General features: G+C 62.2%; 12 protein-coding genes and 3 pseudogenes. 10 read left to right on the forward strand and 5 right to left on the reverse strand.

Annotated elements, in window-relative coordinates:
- Window positions 1–1,284 (reverse strand): annotated as a pseudogene (locus tag L9Z73_RS11155) (methyl-accepting chemotaxis protein); the annotation flags it as partial.
- A 53-nt stretch (window positions 1,285–1,337) separates the two neighbouring features.
- On the reverse strand, window positions 1,338–3,008 hold the full coding sequence (locus L9Z73_RS11160; RefSeq protein ID WP_247400109.1) for a response regulator: 1,671 nt from the start codon (window positions 3,006–3,008) through the stop codon (window positions 1,338–1,340).
- Between the two features lie 397 nt (window positions 3,009–3,405).
- Between L9Z73_RS11160 and L9Z73_RS11165 the strand changes: the two genes are divergently transcribed.
- From L9Z73_RS11165 to speA, 4 genes are all read left to right on the forward strand, one after another.
- The gene (locus tag L9Z73_RS11165; protein ID WP_425262727.1) at window positions 3,406–4,389 is read left to right on the forward strand and encodes a DUF2333 family protein; all 984 of its coding nucleotides are present in this window, start codon (window positions 3,406–3,408) and stop codon (window positions 4,387–4,389) included.
- Window positions 4,390–4,391: 2 nt separating this feature from the next.
- The gene (locus L9Z73_RS11170; protein WP_247400113.1) at window positions 4,392–4,928 is read left to right on the forward strand and encodes an NUDIX hydrolase; all 537 of its coding nucleotides are present in this window, start codon (window positions 4,392–4,394) and stop codon (window positions 4,926–4,928) included.
- A gap of 182 nt (window positions 4,929–5,110) precedes the next feature.
- Window positions 5,111–5,482, forward strand: a complete 372-nt coding sequence (locus L9Z73_RS11175) for a translation initiation factor Sui1 (protein ID WP_247400115.1) — start codon at window positions 5,111–5,113, stop codon at window positions 5,480–5,482.
- A gap of 144 nt (window positions 5,483–5,626) precedes the next feature.
- Entirely contained in the window at window positions 5,627–7,540 is a 1,914-nt protein-coding gene (speA, locus tag L9Z73_RS11180) for an arginine decarboxylase (RefSeq protein WP_247400117.1), read from the forward strand.
- Between the two features lie 110 nt (window positions 7,541–7,650).
- On the opposite strand, the gene L9Z73_RS11185 is transcribed toward speA, so the two are convergent.
- A complete protein-coding gene (locus L9Z73_RS11185) occupies window positions 7,651–8,994 on the reverse strand; it encodes an MATE family efflux transporter (protein WP_247400135.1) in 1,344 nt (447 codons plus the stop codon).
- Between the two features lie 446 nt (window positions 8,995–9,440).
- On the opposite strand from L9Z73_RS11185, the pseudogene L9Z73_RS11190 reads away from it, so the two are divergent.
- The 4 genes and pseudogenes from L9Z73_RS11190 to catA all read left to right on the forward strand — a co-directional run.
- Window positions 9,441–12,155 (forward strand): annotated as a pseudogene (locus L9Z73_RS11190) (alpha-2-macroglobulin family protein); the annotation flags it as partial.
- A pseudogene (locus L9Z73_RS11195) lies at window positions 12,150–12,272 on the forward strand (muconate cycloisomerase); the annotation flags it as partial. The pseudogenes L9Z73_RS11190 and L9Z73_RS11195, both read left to right, overlap by 6 nt.
- Window positions 12,273–12,284: 12 nt before the next feature.
- Window positions 12,285–12,575: a muconolactone Delta-isomerase gene (gene catC / locus L9Z73_RS11200; RefSeq protein WP_247400137.1), complete on the forward strand. Its 291-nt coding sequence runs from the start codon at window positions 12,285–12,287 to the stop codon at window positions 12,573–12,575.
- A gap of 41 nt (window positions 12,576–12,616) precedes the next feature.
- Window positions 12,617–13,546 (forward strand): catechol 1,2-dioxygenase, encoded by a 930-nt coding sequence (gene catA / locus L9Z73_RS11205; protein ID WP_247400147.1) that lies wholly within the window; start codon window positions 12,617–12,619, stop codon window positions 13,544–13,546.
- Window positions 13,547–13,676: 130 nt separating this feature from the next.
- On the opposite strand, the gene L9Z73_RS11210 is transcribed toward catA, so the two are convergent.
- Window positions 13,677–14,150, reverse strand: coding sequence for an Lrp/AsnC family transcriptional regulator (locus L9Z73_RS11210; protein WP_247400149.1), 474 nt, complete (start codon window positions 14,148–14,150; stop codon window positions 13,677–13,679).
- A gap of 144 nt (window positions 14,151–14,294) precedes the next feature.
- Between L9Z73_RS11210 and kynU the strand changes: the two genes are divergently transcribed.
- On the forward strand, window positions 14,295–15,545 hold the full coding sequence (gene kynU / locus L9Z73_RS11215) for a kynureninase (RefSeq protein ID WP_247400152.1): 1,251 nt from the start codon (window positions 14,295–14,297) through the stop codon (window positions 15,543–15,545).
- Window positions 15,546–15,840: 295 nt separating this feature from the next.
- Window positions 15,841–17,247: an amino acid permease gene (locus L9Z73_RS11220; protein WP_247400154.1), complete on the forward strand. Its 1,407-nt coding sequence runs from the start codon at window positions 15,841–15,843 to the stop codon at window positions 17,245–17,247.
- Here the strand turns inward: L9Z73_RS11220 and L9Z73_RS11225 are convergent.
- A partial coding sequence (locus L9Z73_RS11225) for a LysR substrate-binding domain-containing protein (RefSeq protein ID WP_247400156.1) occupies window positions 17,193–17,936 on the reverse strand: 744 nt, incomplete at its 5' end. The two genes, L9Z73_RS11220 and L9Z73_RS11225, sit on opposite strands and share 55 nt — an antisense overlap.

Below are 17,936 nucleotides of genomic sequence, written 5' to 3' on the forward strand. Positions count from 1 at the left end.
CAGATGATCGAGAAACTCGCCGAAGAGTCCGCGACCATCGGCGGCGTGTTGACGGTGATTCGCTCGATAGCCGACCAGACCAACCTGCAGGCCGCTGCTCAACTCGGCCAGGGCGCGGCTGCTGCCCGCCACTTCCTCGGCATTGCCGCGAATGGTACCCACCAAGTCCACCAGATAGGCGCGCAGGCGGTTGAGGGAGGCTTCGATGTCGCGCAGTTCGCGGTTGGTCTTGCCCAGGGCAATCGGCTGGCTGAAGTCGCCTTCGGCCCAGGTCGACAGGGCCGGTGCCAGGTTGGTCAGCACCCGCGCCAGGCGCCGTTGCAGGGTATCGATCAGCAGCGCGATCAGCAGGATAAGGCCGATCATCACCCCTTGCATCAGGCGCACTTCGCCCTGGATCGCGGCGTGTTGCGCGCGCACGACCGGCTCCAGGCCTGCGATGGCCTGTTGCACGGCGGCGATTTTCAGCTGGGTGCCGGCGGCCAGGTTGGCGCGCTGCTGGATTTGCTCGCGGGTGCGCTTGAGTTCGGCCGGGTAGCGGGTCAGCAGGCTGTTGAGTTCGCGCTTGAGGTCGACGCCGGTGTCTTGTGTTTCGGCTTTTTCGCTGTTTTCCAGGCCCATCAGTGCCGAAAAGTCATCGGTGTTCGAGCCGGCGCTGGCCTTGACCCCGAGTAAGGGCAGTTGCTCCAGCAGGTCGGCCTGGCCACGGATATTGGCGACTTCGCGCTCCACATCGTCCGCCAGTTCCGCCCGCCCGCTGCTCACCAGCTTGTCGCGGGCCAGGGACAGCTTGCCCAGGTGCTGCGAGGCTGCCAGCAGCGGCGGCAGGTAGCGCGCCGCGTCGGGCGAATTGACCGCGCTGGCGTACTGGCTCAGTTGCTCCAGGTTCGCGCCCAATTCGCGCTCGGCTTGCAGCAGCAGCGCTTGCGGGTCGCCGGCCAATTTGCCGGCGGCGAGCAGGTCGGTTTTGCTGAAGGTATCGAGCTCCTTCAGGCTGGGGCGCAGGCTTTGCGCGAGGTCGGCAGGCAATTCATCCAAGTGCTGCAGCAGGCTTTCCAGGCTCTGGCTGGCGCTGCTCAAGCGCAGGGCGTCGCCGCTGGCCAGGTAGTCGTCGATATTGCGTGCGGCCTGGTTCTGGAAGGTCTGCGACAACCCCAGGTAGCGTTCCATCAACAAGTAAGGCCGCTCCAGTGCGCGTTGCGACCACCAGAGCGTCGCCCCGAGTGCCAGGCACACGGCCACCAGCAGGAGGGTATTGAGATTGGTCAGCAGCTTCAGGCGCATGCGTGGTTTCAACCGACAGCAAAAGTTAAGTGCCTGAAGTTATTGCGTTTCCATTACAAAGTTATGACGGAATCACTGGATTCCGGTGAAAAGATGGCACTTTGCTTTGATGTGCGCGCGGCTTGAACGCGATTGCGTCCGGCATCCTTGGCGCGGTACAGCGCCTCGTCGGCTAGGGTGGCCATCATCAGGCTGTCGGAATCGTCGCACAGCTCCACCAGCCCGGCGCTGAAGGTACACCACAGGTCATGCGGCTGGGCCGGGTAGTGAATTTCGGCAAAGCGCCCACGAATCTCATCCAGCACCTTGCAGGCCGATTCCAGGTCGGTATCGGGCATCACAATCGCAAACTCTTCACCGCCGTAGCGGCCGATGTAGTCGGTCTTGCGCAAGCGCTGTTTGAGAAACAGCGCCAGGCTCTTGATCACCCGGTCGCCCATGGGGTGGCCGTGGCTGTCGTTGACCCGCTTGAAGTGGTCGATGTCGAGCATGGCAAAGCTCAACGGCTTGTTCTCGCGGCGTGCGCGGAAGCTGCAGTCTTCGAGCAGTTGCAGGATATGGGTGTGGTTGTACAGGCCGGTCAGGCTGTCGCGCACCATCCGTGCCTTGAGGTTGCGCGCACGGGCCGCGCGGTTGCGCACGGTGGTGATCAGGTGGCGCGGCTTGATCGGCTTGGTGAGGAAGTCGTCGCCGCCTTCGCTCATGGCGTCCAGCTGTTTGTCCAGGTCGTCCTCGGCCGACAGGTAGATGATCGGCACGCTGACGTAACGGTCGTTGTGACGAATCACCTTGGCCAGTTCGGTGCCGGTACAGGCGGGCATATACATGTCGAGGATGATCAGGTCGGGCTGGAAATCCGCCAGCTCGGCCATGGCCTTGATCGGCTCGATCAGCGTGCGGGTGATGATGCCGGCACTGTTGAGCAGGCGCTCGGTGTGCAGCGCCTGCGCCCGTGAGTCGTCGATGATCAGCACTTTATAGGGGTCGTACTGCGCAACGCAGGTCAGCACTTCGATTTTTTCCAGCAGGCTCGAGGCTTCCAGCGTGCCGGTCAGGAACTCTTCGCCGCCGGCGCGCACGGCGGCGAGGCGGGTCGGGGTGTCGGTTTCATGCAGGCTGAAAAACAGCAACGGCAGCTTTTGCTCCAGGCCTTCCTGGGCCTCGGCGGCCAGTTGGAGGCCCAGGCCCGGGCCGCAGAAGTCCACGTCCATCACAATCGCCGACGGCAGGCGCTCGGCCATCGCCACACGATACGCCGCCACGCTGTCCAGGGACTGGGCGCTCAAGCCAAAGAATTCCAGTTGCTTGGCCAGGCGCTCGGCGCGATCGTGATCGGCCAGCATCACGTAGATCGGCTTGCGCATCGGCGGCAGGAAGGTTTGCTCAAGCTGGTCGCCCTGGCGCAGGCCGGTGCGGGACAGGCGTTGCATCAGGCGGTTGATTTCGGTGATCAGTTGGCTGCTCAGGCGGCCGCGATTGGCGTCCACCGCTTTGAGCGACTCGCCGATATGCTGCGCCAGTTGGCCGTGTTCGGGCTGTTCGAAGCGTTCGGCGAAGCGCAGCAGTCGCAGGTTGGCTTCGCTGAGTTCGGAGAAGTCGGCGTCGGACCATTCGCTGCGCTGCAGGCGCTGCCAGATCTCAAGAATTTGACGTGCCTGATGGATTACCCGCTGGGCAAAGTGCTGCTTGAGACGCTCACGGCTGGGGTCTTCTGGCTCGGTCATATCCTGACTACTAGTGAAGGTGCGTACTGAGGTCGACTAATGGCTCTATGCTAGCACCTCTTTTCGGTTCGATGAGTGTCATACGTCAATTAACTGCGTATCCCTGGCATTCAGTTATTGACTCATTGGTCGCACAGCGAAAAAAACCTGCATCCTTTATAGTCGGATGCCCTCAGGTACGCCCATTGGATGACGGCTGTTCGATGAAAAGCCCCGCATTGACGGGCACGATGGGGTAGGGTTGCTGTCGGAGTGTTTGAACGCACGCCGTCGATTGAAGTGCATGAACTCAAGTGATTGAAAGGATATCGCCATGCTGGACTGGAAAAACCGTGCAGGCAGTGCCAAAGGCCCCGCCCCTGAACCCAAGTCGGCCAATCGCAGCTATTTGCGTAGCATGCTGATGAGCCGAGCGGTGCTCAGCGTACTCGGCTTGTATCTGTTGGTCACCGGTGCTTTGGGTTGGTACTGGAGCGAAGAGCCGGCGCTGTTCCCGGTCCAGCAGAACGCCCAGCTTGCCGCCGAAAAGGAAGGCAAGCAGATGGTGCTGGGTTACACCACCGTGGAAACCCTCAAGACCGTGGCCGGCACCTTGCTGAACAAGCCTGGTGGCTATATTTCCAACGACCGTTTCCCGCCGGGTCTGTGGATGGACAACATGCCGAGCTGGGAATACGGCGTGCTGGTTCAGGTGCGCGACCTGACCCGTGCCTTGCGTAAGGATTTCGCCCGTTCCCAGTCGCAGTCGGCGGAAGACGCCGACCTGGCCAAGGCCGAGCCGCGTTTCAACTTCGACAACAAAAGCTGGGTGCTGCCTTCCAGCGAGTCGGAGTACCAGGAAGGCATCAACTCCCTGAGCCGCTATGAAGCGCGCCTGTCCGACCCGAACCAGCGCGGCGCCTTGTTCTATGCGCGCGCCGACAACCTCAACAACTGGCTGGGCGATGTCGCCACACGCCTGGGTTCGTTGTCGCAACGTCTGTCGGCGAGTGTCGGCCGGGTCAAGCTGAACACCTCACTGAAAACCGAAGCGCTGGCGCCGGGCGAAGTGCCGCAGCTCGATGAAGAAGTGGTGGAAACCCCATGGATGCAGATCGACAACGTGTTCTACGAAGCCCGTGGCCAGGCCTGGGCCTTGTCCCACCTGTTGCGCGCTATCGAAGTCGACTTTGCCGACGTGCTGGCCAAGAAAAACGCTACGGTCAGCGTGCGCCAGATCATTCGTGAGCTGGAGGCTTCGCAAGAGCCGGTCTGGAGCCCGATGATCCTCAACGGCAGCGGCTTTGGCATACTGGCCAACCACTCGTTGGTGATGGCCAACTACATTTCCCGGGCCAACGCGGCCGTGATCGACTTGCGTCAGCTCCTTAACCAAGGGTGATGATGGACGTGACTCAAAAGGAGGCCGCGCACCGCGCGGCCTCCGATGCGGAACTGATCTGCTGGGTCGACGAGCACGACAACCTGCTCGGCGCCCTGGTCCGGTCCGACCTTCGCCAGCGCGGCCTGATCGGCCGTTGCACCTTTATCTTCCTGTTCAACTCGGCAGGTGAACTGTGCGTGCATCGCCGCACCCTGAGCAAAGCCCTGTACCCCGGATTCTGGGACACGGCCGCGGGCGGGATGGTGGCGGACGGCGAGAGTTATGCCGATTCGGCCGCCCGGGAGCTTGAAGAAGAACTCGGCGTGGGCGGGGTGGAACTGGTTGAACACGACCATTTCTACTTCGAGGACGGCGACAGCCGGCTCTGGTGCAAATCCTACGCAGCCGTGTGGGATGGCGCGCTGAGCCTGCAGCCTGAAGAAGTCATGGAAGCGCGCTTTTTACCCCTTGAAATAGTCCTACAGGAAGCTGAACAAAAGCCCTACTGCCCGGACGCGCAAGAGGGCTTGCGCCGCTATCTGGCCTCACGTCGCTAAAGTTGTATAAATTGGCGCCATTTGGCCCTTAGCAAGTGGGCCTTTTGTGGTTACACTGCGCGACTTTTCACCCGAACCGCCTTGGCGGGTCGGTAGCGCTGCCCCTGCCTGAGTGGGGCTTCGCGGTCGGCAACCTCCTGAGCGTGTGCCGATCAGTCTTTGTCCTCACAAGAGGATTGCCGGTGGCCAAAAAAGCCGCATCCTTCGCCGCCCTCGGTGGCCTGGTATTTTCCACCGACGCAGGTCGACACTGCCCGGACTGTCGTCAGCCCGTGGACGCTTGTACCTGCAAACAAACCCTGATCCCCGAAGGCGACGGCATTGCCCGCGTGCGACGCGAGAGCAAAGGCCGTGGCGGCAAAACGGTGACCACCATCACCGGCGCGCCGCTGGCCGAAGACGCCTTGAAGGAACTGGCTACCACGCTGAAAAAGCGCTGTGGCACCGGTGGCGCGTTGAAAGACGGGGTCATCGAGATCCAGGGCGATCACGTCGAGTTGCTGTTGGCCGAGCTGATCAAGCTCGGGTACAAGGCCAAGAAGTCCGGCGGCTGAAAGCCTCTTCCCAACCTGTGTCTAAACTCTGTCCTGCGAGTGGGGTCTGACCTTGCTTACAGGCAAATCGTCATTTTCATTCTTTAGACTGCGCCAGCCTCGAACGAGGGGCGGCGCCTTCGACTTCATTTATAGGGGACTTCAATGTCCGTACGACGCACACGCAAAGACGATGGCAGCCAATGGACAGTTGCGGACAGCCGTAGTGTTTACGGGATTCGCCATTGGGGGGCCGGGTATTTCGCGATCAATGATGCCGGTCGCGTTGAAGTTCGTCCGAACGGCCCGAAAAGCACGCCGGTCGACCTGTACGAGCAAGTCGACGCGCTGCGCAAAAGCGGCTTGTCCTTGCCGTTGCTGGTGCGTTTCCCCGACATCCTGCAAGACCGCGTGCGCCAGTTGACCGGTGCATTCGACTCGAACATCGAGCGTCTGGAATACCAGAGCAAATACACCGCGCTGTACCCGATCAAGGTGAACCAGCAGGAAGCGGTGATCGAAAACATCATCGCCACCCAGGACGTGTCCATCGGCCTCGAAGCCGGCTCCAAGCCTGAACTGCTGGCCGTGCTGGCGCTGGCGCCGAAAGGCGGGACCATCGTCTGCAACGGTTACAAGGACCGCGAATTCATCCGCCTGGCGCTGATGGGCCAGAAGCTGGGTCACAACGTGTTCATTGTGATCGAGAAAGAGTCCGAAGTTGAGCTGGTGATCGAAGAAGCCGCCAACCTCAAGGTCAAGCCACAGGTCGGCCTGCGCGTGCGCCTGTCGTCCCTGGCGTCGAGCAAGTGGGCCGACACGGGTGGCGAGAAGTCCAAGTTCGGGCTGTCGGCGGCGCAACTGCTGTCGGTGGTCGAGCGCTTCCGCGCCGCCAGCCTGGACCAGGGCATCCGCCTGCTGCACTTCCACATGGGCTCGCAGATCGCCAACCTGGCCGACTACCAGCACGGGTTCAAGGAAGCCATTCGTTACTACGGCGAACTGCGCAACCTCGGCCTGCCGGTGGATCACATCGACGTCGGCGGCGGCCTGGGCGTGGACTACGACGGCACCCACTCGCGTAACGCCAGCTCGATCAACTACGACATGGACGACTACGCCGGTGTGGTCGTGGGCATGCTCAAGGAATTCTGCGACGCGCAGAGCCTGCCGCACCCGAACATCTTCTCCGAGAGCGGCCGTTCCCTGACCGCGCACCACGCCATGCTGGTGGTGCAAGTCACCGACGTCGAGAAGCACAACGACGAAATGCCGCAGATCGAGAACAAGGAAAACCTGCCGGAAACCGTGCAATGGCTGGTGGACCTGCTCGGCCCGACCGACATCGAGATGGTCACCGAAACCTACTGGCGCGCCACTCACTACATGAGCGACGTGGCCACCCAGTACGCTGACGGCAAACTGTCCCTGGCGGAAAAAGCCCTGGCCGAGCAATGCTACTTTGCCGTGTGCCGCCGCCTGCATAACTCGCTGAAGGCGCGCCAGCGTTCGCACCGCCAGGTGCTCGACGAACTCAACGACAAGCTGGCGGATAAATACATCTGCAACTTCTCGGTGTTCCAGAGCCTGCCGGATACCTGGGCCATCGGCCAGGTACTGCCGATCCTGCCGCTGCACCGTCTCGACGAAGAGCCGATGCGCCGCGCGGTATTGCAGGACTTGACCTGCGACTCCGACGGCAAGATCAAGCAATACGTCGACGAGCAGAGCATCGAGACCAGCCTGCCGGTACACGCGTTGAAGGATGGCGAAGACTACCTGCTGGGTATCTTCCTGGTCGGCGCCTACCAGGAAATCCTCGGTGACATGCACAACCTGTTCGGTGACACCGACTCGGTGAATATCTACCAGCGTGCCGACGGTTCGGTGTATAGCGCCGGGATCGAGACCCACGACACCATCGAAGACATGCTGCGTTATGTTCACTTGTCGCCGGAAGAATTGATGACGCATTACCGGGACAAGTGCGCGAGCGCGAAGATCAGCGCCAGCGAGCGCACGCAGTTTCTCGATGCGTTGCGTCTGGGCCTGACGCGTTCGTCTTACCTGTCTTCATAAGTGCAGTGACCCGGCTCTAATGTGGGAGCCGGGCTTGCCCGCGATGGCGGTGTGTCAGGCAGTGATTTAACTGCTGATACGCCGCCGTCGTAGGCAAGTCAGCCCTTCCTTCAATTCCCGCCCAACCAAAGCCCCCGCCGCTTCAGTCGCCAGGCAATCGCCCAGAGCGTCAGACTGCGCACCGCCATGAACAGCAGAAAGGTTATCCACAACCCGTGGTTGCCCAGGCCCTGCAATGCCCAGGCGAACGGCAGCGTAATCAGCACCGTCAGCAGCATGCCATTGCGCATTTCCCGCGCACGCGTGGCGCCGATAAACAGCCCGTCCAGCAGATAACTCCACACCGCAATCAACGGCAGTACCGCGAGGTAAGGCAGGTAGATGTCGGCGGTTTCGCGCACGCTGGGAATATCGGTCTGCATCGCGATAAACAGATGACCGGCGAAGCTGAACAGCAAGGCAAAACCGACGCTGGCGATCAGCGACCAACCGCAGGCGACGACCAGTGAGCGGCGCAACGCGTGACGGTCATGGGCGCCGATGGCGTGGCCGCACAGGGCTTCGACGGCGTGGGCCAAACCGTCCAGCGCATGGGCGGTCAGCAACAGGCCGTTGAGCAGCAGCGCGTTGGCCGCTACCGTGGCGTCGCCCAGCCGTGCGCCTTGCACCGTGATCATGAAAAACACCGACTGCAACGCCAGGCTGCGGATAAAAATGTCGCGGTTCACCGCCAGCAGCGGGCGCCAGCTGTGCCACCGTTGCAAAGCGGCCCAGGCGATATGCCCGGGGTAGGCGCGCAGGGCTTTTTGCGTGAGGGCCAGGCCGAGCAGTGCGCCGGTCCATTCGGCGATCACCGACGCCCGCGCGGAACCGACCACGCCCCAGTCCAGGCCGAGTACAAACCACAGGTTCAGGGCGATGTTGACCAGGTTGGTGGTCAGCAGGATCGCCAGCGGCGCGCGGGCGTTTTGCGTGCCGAGGAACCAGCCGACCAGGGCGTAGCTGGCGAGGGCGGCGGGCAGGCCGAACAGGCGGGTGTGGAAAAATTCGCGGGTCAGTTGGTTCAGTTCGGGGGAGGGTTGCATCCACTCCAGGGCCAGGTGACTCAGGGGGATGCCCACCGTGCCGAGCAACATCGCCAGCCCCAGCGCGAGCAACAGACCTTGCAGCAGGATTTGCCGCAGCGCCGCGCCGTCATTGCGCCCGGCGGCTTGGGCGGCGAAGCCGGTGGAGCCCATGCGCAGAAACCCCATGGCCCAGGCGAGGAAGGTATACAGGCTGGCCCCGACGGCGACGGCGCCCAGTTGGTGGGCGTGGGGCAGGTGGCCGATGACTATGCTGTCGACCAGGGCAACCAGCGGTACCGAGATGTTCGACAGGATCATCGGCGCGGCCAGGGCCCAGACGCGGCGGTGGGTTGGGCGGTGGCGCCAGTCGCTGAGCAGTGAAGTCATTTGGGCTCCTTGGGGGAGCGGCATTGTAACCGTCCCCCAGCACGCCGCAGAACCAATGTGGAATGGGGGGCTAAATGTGGGAGGTGGGAGGGGGCTTGCCCCCGATTGCAGTGGGTCAGCTACAAGTAAGCTGACTGACCCACCGCCATCGGGGGCAAGCCCCCTCCCACATTTAGCCCCCATTTCACATTTGGCTTCCATTTCACATTTGGCTTCCATTTCACATTTAGCTTCCATTCCACATTTAGCCCCCCATTTCACATTTTGATCTCCAGTGATTTTGATCTCCGGTGATTTTGATCTTCTGTGTTTGTGGGATTTGGCTTGGATCGGTGGCCGGCCAGAACCAAACCGCCCTCCGTCGGTCAATGTGACCGGCGCCACATCGGCTTGGCCGGCGCTGATATATAGTTCACCCCTCGGTTCCCTCTGACTACGAGTGCCCCATGCTTAACAAAGGACTGTTCCTGGCTTGTGCGCTGGCCCTGCTGAGCGCCTGCGATTCCTCCGATAAACCGGCCGCCCCGACCGCGCCAGCCGCGAGCAGCGTAGCGCCGAAGGCGGTCAAGGCGGCGGTGGATGTGGCGGCGTTGAAGCAGCGGTATGCCGGGCGTGAGCTGAGTGTGGTGGACGTGTCCGAGGTGCAGTTGGACGGTGCCAGCACGTTGTCGGTGAGTTTTTCCATCCCATTGGACCCGGAGCAGAAATTCGCCGACAAGCTGCATCTGGTCGACAGCAAGTCGGGCAAGGTCGACGGCGCCTGGGAGCTGTCGGATAACCTGATGGAACTGCGCCTGCGCCACCTGGAACCGCAGCGCAAGTTGGTGCTGACGGTCGACCCCGGCGTGCGTGCGGTGAATAACAGCCTGTTGCCCGCCGAGTACATCGCCCGCCTGGAAACCCGAGACCTGCAAGCCACTGTCGGCTTCGCCAGCCGTGGCACGCTGTTGCCCACGCGCCTGGCCGAGGGGTTGCCGGTGATTGCGCTGAATGTCGACAAGATCGACGTCGAGTTCTTCCGGATCAAGCCCGAATCCCTGCCGTCGTTCCTCGCGCAGTGGGGGCGCAACACCAGCCTGCAAAGCTATGAATCGCGCGAACTGCTGCCGCTGGCCGATCTGGTCTACGGCGGCCGTTTCGACCTGAACCCGGCGCGCAATACCCGTGAAACCCTGTTGCTGCCGATCGCCGGCCTCAAGCAATTGCAGCAGCCGGGTGTGTACCTGGCGGTGATGCGTGCGTCGGGCACCTACAACTATTCGCAACCGGCCACGTTGTTCACCTTGAGTGATATCGGCTTGTCGGTTCACCGCTACGCCAATCGCCTGGACGTGTTTACCCAGGCGTTGGACGGCGGCAAGGCGCTGGATGGCGTCGACCTTGAAGTGCTCGACGCCGAGGGCCGGGTGGTGGGCCAGGGCAAGACCGAGAAGGGCGGTCACGCCGAACTGCCGTTGCCGAAAAAGGCCCAGGTGCTGCTGGCCAAGCAGGGCGAACAGACCAGCCTGTTGCGCCTGGACAGTGCCGCCCTCGATCTGGCGGAGTTCGATATCGGCGGGCAACCGTCGCACCCGCTGCAGTTTTTTGTGTTCGGCCCGCGTGATCTGTATCGCCCTGGCGAAACCGTGCTGCTCAACGCCTTATTGCGCGACAAGGACGGTAATGCGGTTAAACCGCAGCCGGTGAGCGTCGAAGTGCGTCGCCCGGATGAGCAGGTCAGCCGCAAATTCGTCTGGGATGCCGACGCCTCCGGCCTCTATCAATATCAACTGCAACTGGCCGGCGAAGCGCCGACCGGGCGTTGGCAGTTGGTGTTCGACCTGGGCGACGGCAAGCCACAGTTGTATGAATTCCTTGTCGAAGACTTCCTGCCCGAGCGCCTGGCGCTGGAGCTCAAGGGCAGCGACACGGCATTGAGCCCGGCGGAGAACCCGGTCATCCAGGTGAATGGCCGCTACCTCTACGGCGCGCCGGCGGCGGGCAACCGGGTCAGCGGGCAGGTGTATGTGCGCCCGCTGCGCGAGGCGGTGAAATCGCTGCCGGGTTACCAGTTCGGCTCCGTCACCGAAGAAGAGCTGAGCCAGGATTTTGAACTGGATGAAAGCGTACTCGACGCCAAGGGCCAGGAAGCCCTGAGCCTGGAAAGCAAATGGGCCGACGCCAAGTCGCCGCTGCAACTGATCGTGCAAGCCAGCCTGCACGAATCGGGCGGACGCCCGATCACCCGGCGCCTGGTGCAGCCGATCTGGCCGGCCGAGCAACTGCCGGGTCTGCGCGGGCTGTTTGACGGCAAGGAAACCAACGGCGACGGCCCGGCGGAATTTGAAGTGCTGCTGGCCAACCAGGCCGGGCAGAAACTCGCCGCGAAAAACCTCAAGGTGCGCCTGGTGCGCGAGCGCCGCGACTACTACTGGAATTACTCGGAGAGCGACGGCTGGAGCTATCACTACAACCAGAAATTCCTCAACCTTGACGAGCAGACCCTGAACATCAAGGCCGGCGACACCGCCAAGGTCAGCTTCCAGGTGGAGTGGGGCCCGTACCGCGTCGAGGTCGAAGACCCGCAGACCGGGCTGGTCAGCAGCCTGCGCTTCTGGGCCGGCTACCAGGCCCAGGACAACACCGAAGGCGGCGCCGTGCGCCCCGATCAGGTCAAGCTGGCGCTGGACAAACCCGCCTATGGCGACGGCGATACCGCCAACGTCACCGTGACGCCGCCGGCGGCCGGTAAAGGCTACCTGCTGGTGGAGTCTGCCGAGGGGCCGCTGTGGTGGCAGGAAATCGACGTGCCAGCCGAGGGCAAACGTTTCGCCGTGAAGCTCGACCCGAAATGGTCGCGTCATGATCTCTACGTCAGCGCCCTGGTGATTCGCCCCGGCGAGCGCAAAGCCAACATCACTCCCAAACGGGCGGTGGGCCTGCTGCACCTGCCGTTGGATCGCACCCAGCGCAAACTTGGGCTGACCCTCACCGCACCGGAAAAAATGCGCCCCAAACAAGCGCTGACGGTGAAAGTCGCCGCAAAAAATGCCGATGGCAGCGTGCCCAAACAGGTGCATGTGCTGGTGGCGGCGGTGGACGTGGGCATCCTCAATATCACCGAATACCCGACGCCCGATCCGTATTCCAGCCTGTTCGGCCGCAAGGCGTATGGCGTGGACATCCTCACCGAGCCGCTGGTGTACCGCGATTTCCACCTGCATGTCGGCACCGCACCGGGCCTGGGCCTGACCATCGATGAAGAGCGTCTGGCGTTCTTCCGGCGTGACAACCACTAAGAGGCGCCTGCCATGTTGTTCCACGTAAAAATGAGCGTACACCTGCCCGTCGACATGAACCCCGAACGCGCCGCCAACCTCAAGGCCGAAGAAAAAGCCCTGGCGCAGCGCCTGCAGCAAGAGGGCAAATGGCGCCACCTGTGGCGCATCGCCGGGCTCTACGCCAACTACAGCGTGTTCGATGTCGACAGCGTGCAGGAACTGCACGACCTGCTGATGCAACTGCCGCTTTATCCCTACATGGCCATCGAAGTGAATGCGCTGTGCAGGCACCCGTCGTCGATCCACGCGGACGACCGTTGAGCCTGTTTTATCCCGAATAATTACAAGATGAGGATTGCACCATGTCCATCCGACTGTCCCAGACTGCCCACGCCCAACAGTTTCTCGAAGAAGCCAGCGGCAACCGCAGCGAAAGCGGCAACCCGCGCACCAAGACGCTGATCTACCGAATCCTGCGGGACACGGTGAACATCATCGAAGACCTGGAAGTCACCCCCGAAGAGTTCTGGGCGGCGGTCAACTACCTCAACGAATTGGGTAAACACCAGGAAGCCGGTTTGCTCGCCGCCGGGCTCGGCCTGGAGCATTACCTGGACTTGCTGATGGACGCCGCCGACGAAGAAGCCGGCAAAACCGGCGGCACGCCGCGCACCATCGAAGGCCCGCTGTATGTGGCGGGGGCGCCGTTGTCGAAATACGAAGCGCGCCTGGATGACGGCCAGGACCCGGGCGTGCCGCTGTTCATGCGCGGTCAGGTACGGGACACGCAGGGCAAACCGGTGGCCGGGGCGATTGTCGATGTGTGGCAGGCCAATACCGGCGGCACTTACTCCTGGTTCGACACCGCGCAGTCGGAATTCAACCTGCGCCGCCGCATCGAGACCGATGCCCAGGGTAACTTCCGTTTTCGCAGCATCGTGCCGTCCGGCTATGGCTGCCCACCGACCGGGCCGACCCAGCAGTTGCTCGATCAACTCGGACGCCACGGGCAGCGCCCGGCGCATATTCACTTCTTCATCTCGGCACCGGGGCATCGGCACCTGACCACGCAGATCAACCTGTCGGACGACCCGTACCTGCACGATGATTTTGCCTACGCGACACGGGATGAATTGATTGCCGAAATTCGCTTCAGTGACGATCAGCAATTGGCGCGGGAGTTGGGTGTGGACGGGCGTTTTGCGCAGATTGATTTTGACTTTGAGGTGCAGCTCGCCGCTGCGCCGGTAGAGCAAAAGCGCATGCAGCGGGTGCGTGCATTGGAAGATTGATCAGCACGGTCAAAAAATGTGGGAGGGGGCTTGCTCCCGATGGCGATGGATCAGCTTGCGAATCCGGCGACTGACACACCGCTATCGGGAGCAAGCCCCCTCCCACATTTTTTGACCGATGGTGCTGCGGCTATTTGCGCAACACCAGATCCAACACCTCATCGCGATCCTTGATCTTCTGCAACACAATCTCCGAACGGATATCCATCACCCCGGCCGTGCGGTTCAGGTGGTTCACGATGAAGTCCGAAAAGTGCTTGAGGTTGCGCGCCTGCACCCGCAGCACATAGTTACTGGCGCCGGTAATCACGTAAGCGCTGGCCACTTCCGGCCAGCCTTGCACCTTCTGGATAAACGTCTCGTGCCAATCCTCCACGTCCTGGCGCAATGACAGGTGGACGATGGCTTCCAGCTCGATCCCCAACTGCTCGGCATTCAACACTGCGCGATAGCCGCTGATGATCCCTTCGCTTTCCAGCAGGCGCAGACGGCGCAGGCAGGCGGAGGGCGACAGCGCGACTTTTTCCGCGAGTTCCTGGTTGCTGATACGGCCGTCCTGTTGCAGGAAGTGCAGGAGGCGCAGGTCGGTGGCGTCGAGAATCATGCTTAGAATAAATCCGCGTTTTTTCGGTTGAACTTCGAATTTCCTACAGCTTAATTAGCCTGTTGCCCACCACTTTGCACGAAAATTCTCTAAAACCTCGTTCATTATTTGCTGCATATTCCCTTATAAAAATCAGGACAGCCCATGATCACTCGAAGCCATTGCCAAGCCCTTGACGACCAGGACCGGTTGGCGCCGCTGCGTCACCAGTTCGCCTTGCCGCAGGGGGTGATCTACCTCGACGGCAACTCCCTCGGTGCGCGTCCGGTGGCAGCGCTTGCGCGGGCGCAACAGGTGATCGCCGAGGAGTGGGGCAATGGCCTGATTCGCAGTTGGAACAGCGCAGGTTGGGCGGACTTGTCCCAGCGCCTGGGCAATCGCCTGGCGCCGTTGATCGGTGCGGGCGACGGCGAAGTGGTGATCACCGATACCACCTCCATCAACCTGTTCAAGGTGCTCAGCGCCGCCTTGAGCGTGCAGCGCCAACGCCAGCCGCAGCGCAAGGTGATCGTCAGTGAAGCGAGTAACTTCCCCACCGACCTGTACATCGCCGAGGGCCTCGCCGAACTGCTGCAACAGGGCTATTCCCTGCGGCTGGTCAACAGCCCGGACGAACTGCCCCAGGCCATTGATCAGGACGTGGCGGTGGTGATGCTCACCCACGTCAACTACAAGACCGGCTACATGTACGACATGCAGGCGCTCACCGCATTGAGCCACGAGTGCGGCGCGCTGAGCCTCTGGGACCTGGCGCATTCGGCGGGCGCGGTGCCCATCGACCTGCATCGGGCCGGCGCCGATTACGCGATCGGCTGCACCTACAAATACCTCAACGGCGGCCCCGGCTCCCAGGCGTTCGTGTGGGTTAACCCCGCGCTGGTGGACGTGGTCCGCCAGCCGTTGTCGGGCTGGTTCGGGCATACCCGGCAGTTCGCCATGGAGTCGAGCTATGCGCCGAGTGCCGGCATCGCCCGTTACCTGTGCGGCACCCAGCCGATCACCTCGCTGGCCATGGTGGAATGCGGCCTGGAGATTTTCGAACAGACCGACATGGCCAGCCTGCGCAGTAAATCCCTGGCCCTGACCGACCTGTTCATCGAGTGCGTCGAAGCCCGTTGCGCCGCCCACGGTCTGGTCTTGATCACCCCGCGCGAGCACGCCAAGCGCGGCAGTCATGTGAGCTTCGAACACCCTGAAGGCTACGCGGTAATCCAGGCGCTGATTGCCCGTGGAGTGATCGGCGACTACCGCGAGCCGCGCATCATGCGCTTTGGTTTTACGCCGCTGTACACCAGTTTCACCGAAGTGTGGGACGCCGTGGAACTCCTCGGCGACATCCTCGACAACCGCACCTGGGACCAACCGCAATTCAAGGTGCGCAACAGCGTCACCTGAACAAACACAGACAACAATGGAGGAGGGGGCTTGCTCCCGATAGAGCCGTATCAGCGTGCGAATCCGGCGACCGACACACCACCATCGGGGGCAAGCCCCCTCCCACACTGAGCCTGCGCCAGACACTCAATGAATGAACACCACAGACCCCTGTGGGAGGGGGCTTGCCCCCGATGGCGGCGGATCAGTCACCCATGCATCGACTGAAAGACTGCTATCGCAAGCAAGCCCCCTCCCACAGGGGATCTGTGGCAACAGACAAATCGTGCAATCACAACAATAAGGGGCACACCACGTGACCACGCCAAACGACGGCTTTGCAGAAATCACCCACCGCGAACTGGGCCTGAGGCGCCAGCTCACTTCCGGCCAGATGAGTATGATCGCCATCGGTGGCGCTATCGGCACCGGGCTGTTCATGGGCAGCGCCTATGCCATCGGCTATGCCGGGCCCAGCGTGCTGGTGAGTTACGCCATCGGTGCATTGATCACCTTGCTACTGATGGGCTGCCTGGCGGAGATGACGGTGGCCCATTCCACCTCCGGCTCCTTCGGTGCCTACGCCGAGTTCTACATCAGCCCGCTGGCCGGGTTCCTGGTGCGCTATGCCTATTGGGCGGCGATTGTGCTGGCGGTGGGCGCCGAGGTCACGGCGGTGGCGATGTACATGAAGTACTGGTTCGCTAACGTGCCGGAGTGGGTGTGGATCGTGTCGTTTTCCAGCGTGCTGATCCTGCTCAATGCCATCAGCGTGAAAACCTTCGGCAACTTCGAATACTGGTTCTCGACGATCAAGATCAGCGCCATCGTCGGCTTCATCCTCCTCGCGGTGTACGTGGTGTTCGGCTCCGGCAACCCGCAGTACGGCGTGCAGAACTACACGGCCCACGACGGCTTTTTCCCGCATGGCTTGAGCGGCATGTGGATCGCGGTGATCGTGTCGATCTTCAGCTACCTGAGCGTGGAGATGATCGCCGTGGCGGCCGGTGAAGCTGCCGACCCGGAGCAGGCGGTGAAGAAGGCTTTTCGCGCGACCATCGTGCGCCTGGTGGTGTTTTACCTGCTGACGTTGGCGCTGATGTTGGCCATCGTGCCGTGGAACCAGGCCGGGCAGGCCCAGAGCCCGTTCGTCACGGTGATGCAGACCATCGGCATTCCCGGCGCCACCGGGGTGATGAATTTCGTGATTCTGATCGCGGCGCTGTCGGCGATGAACAGCCAGCTCTACATCACCACGCGCATGATGTTCAGCCTGTCCCGCGCCGGCTTTGCGCCCACGTCCATGGGCGCGTTGAGCAAGAGCGGCATCCCGCTGAACGCCTTGTTGTTGTCCAGTTCGGGCATCGCCCTGGCGACCTTGCTTAACGTGGTCTACCCGGAAAGCTCGTTCACACTGATGATGGCGATCTCGATGTTCGGCGCGATCTTCACTTGGTTCATGATCTTCCTGACGCACCTGTTCTTCCGCCGCTATCGCAAGCGTCATGGCGGGGCGAAGTTGTCGTTCCAACTGCGCCTGTTTCCCTACAGCACGCTGCTGGGCCTGGTGCTGATGGGCGCGGTGATGATCACCACGTATTTCACCGACGCGTTCAAGATGACCCTGGTGTTCGGCGTGCCGTTCCTGCTGATTCTATCGGCGGTGTATTACGGGTTTTTCCGCAAGGGCAGGGCCAAGGCGTCGAGCAAGGCCCTGGCATAACCCGGCAGTTGTTCGAACGAGCGTGCGCATAACAGCAACGTTCGACAGGCCCAATCTTCTCGCAACGGTTGGGCCTTGAAGCGCTGCTCCAACGGCCAACGCGCCAGTGCCGCCTGGGGCACGATCCCCAGGCCCGCGCCGCGTGCGACCATGCGCATCACCCCATCAAAGCCCTCGGCCCGGATGCGCGTTTGCAAGCGAAACCCCGCGTGCAACGCCTGTTCTTCCAGGTACACCGCCAACGCACTGTGGGCGGCCAGGCCCACATAGTCGTAGTGCAGGCTGTCGACAAAACTCACCGTACTTGCCGCCAACGGATGTTCCAACGGCATGATCAGCACCAGCGGATCGTCGCGAAACGCCAGGGTCTGCAAGCCGTGGGTGTCCACCGCGTCGGAGATGATCCCCAGGTCTGCGGTGCCCTGGCGCAAGGCCTGGGTGATGCGCAGGCTGGGCAGTTCCTGCAGGTCGATATCGAGGTTGGGGTGCTCGCGCAGAAAATCCGCCAGCAGTTCTGGCAAGTATTCGCTGAGGGCGGTGGTGTTGCACAGCAGGCGCACCTGGCCTTTGACGCCGTTGGCGTACTCCGCCAGGTCCTGTTGCAGGTGCTCGGCCTGTTGCAGCAACAGCCGGGCATGACGGGCCAGGGCCTGGCCAGCGGGCGTGGGCGTGACGCCACGGCGGCCGCG

The sequence above is a fragment of the Pseudomonas emilianonis genome (assembly GCF_023072625.1).
Taxonomy (GTDB): Bacteria; Pseudomonadota; Gammaproteobacteria; order Pseudomonadales; family Pseudomonadaceae; genus Aquipseudomonas; species Aquipseudomonas paraveronii.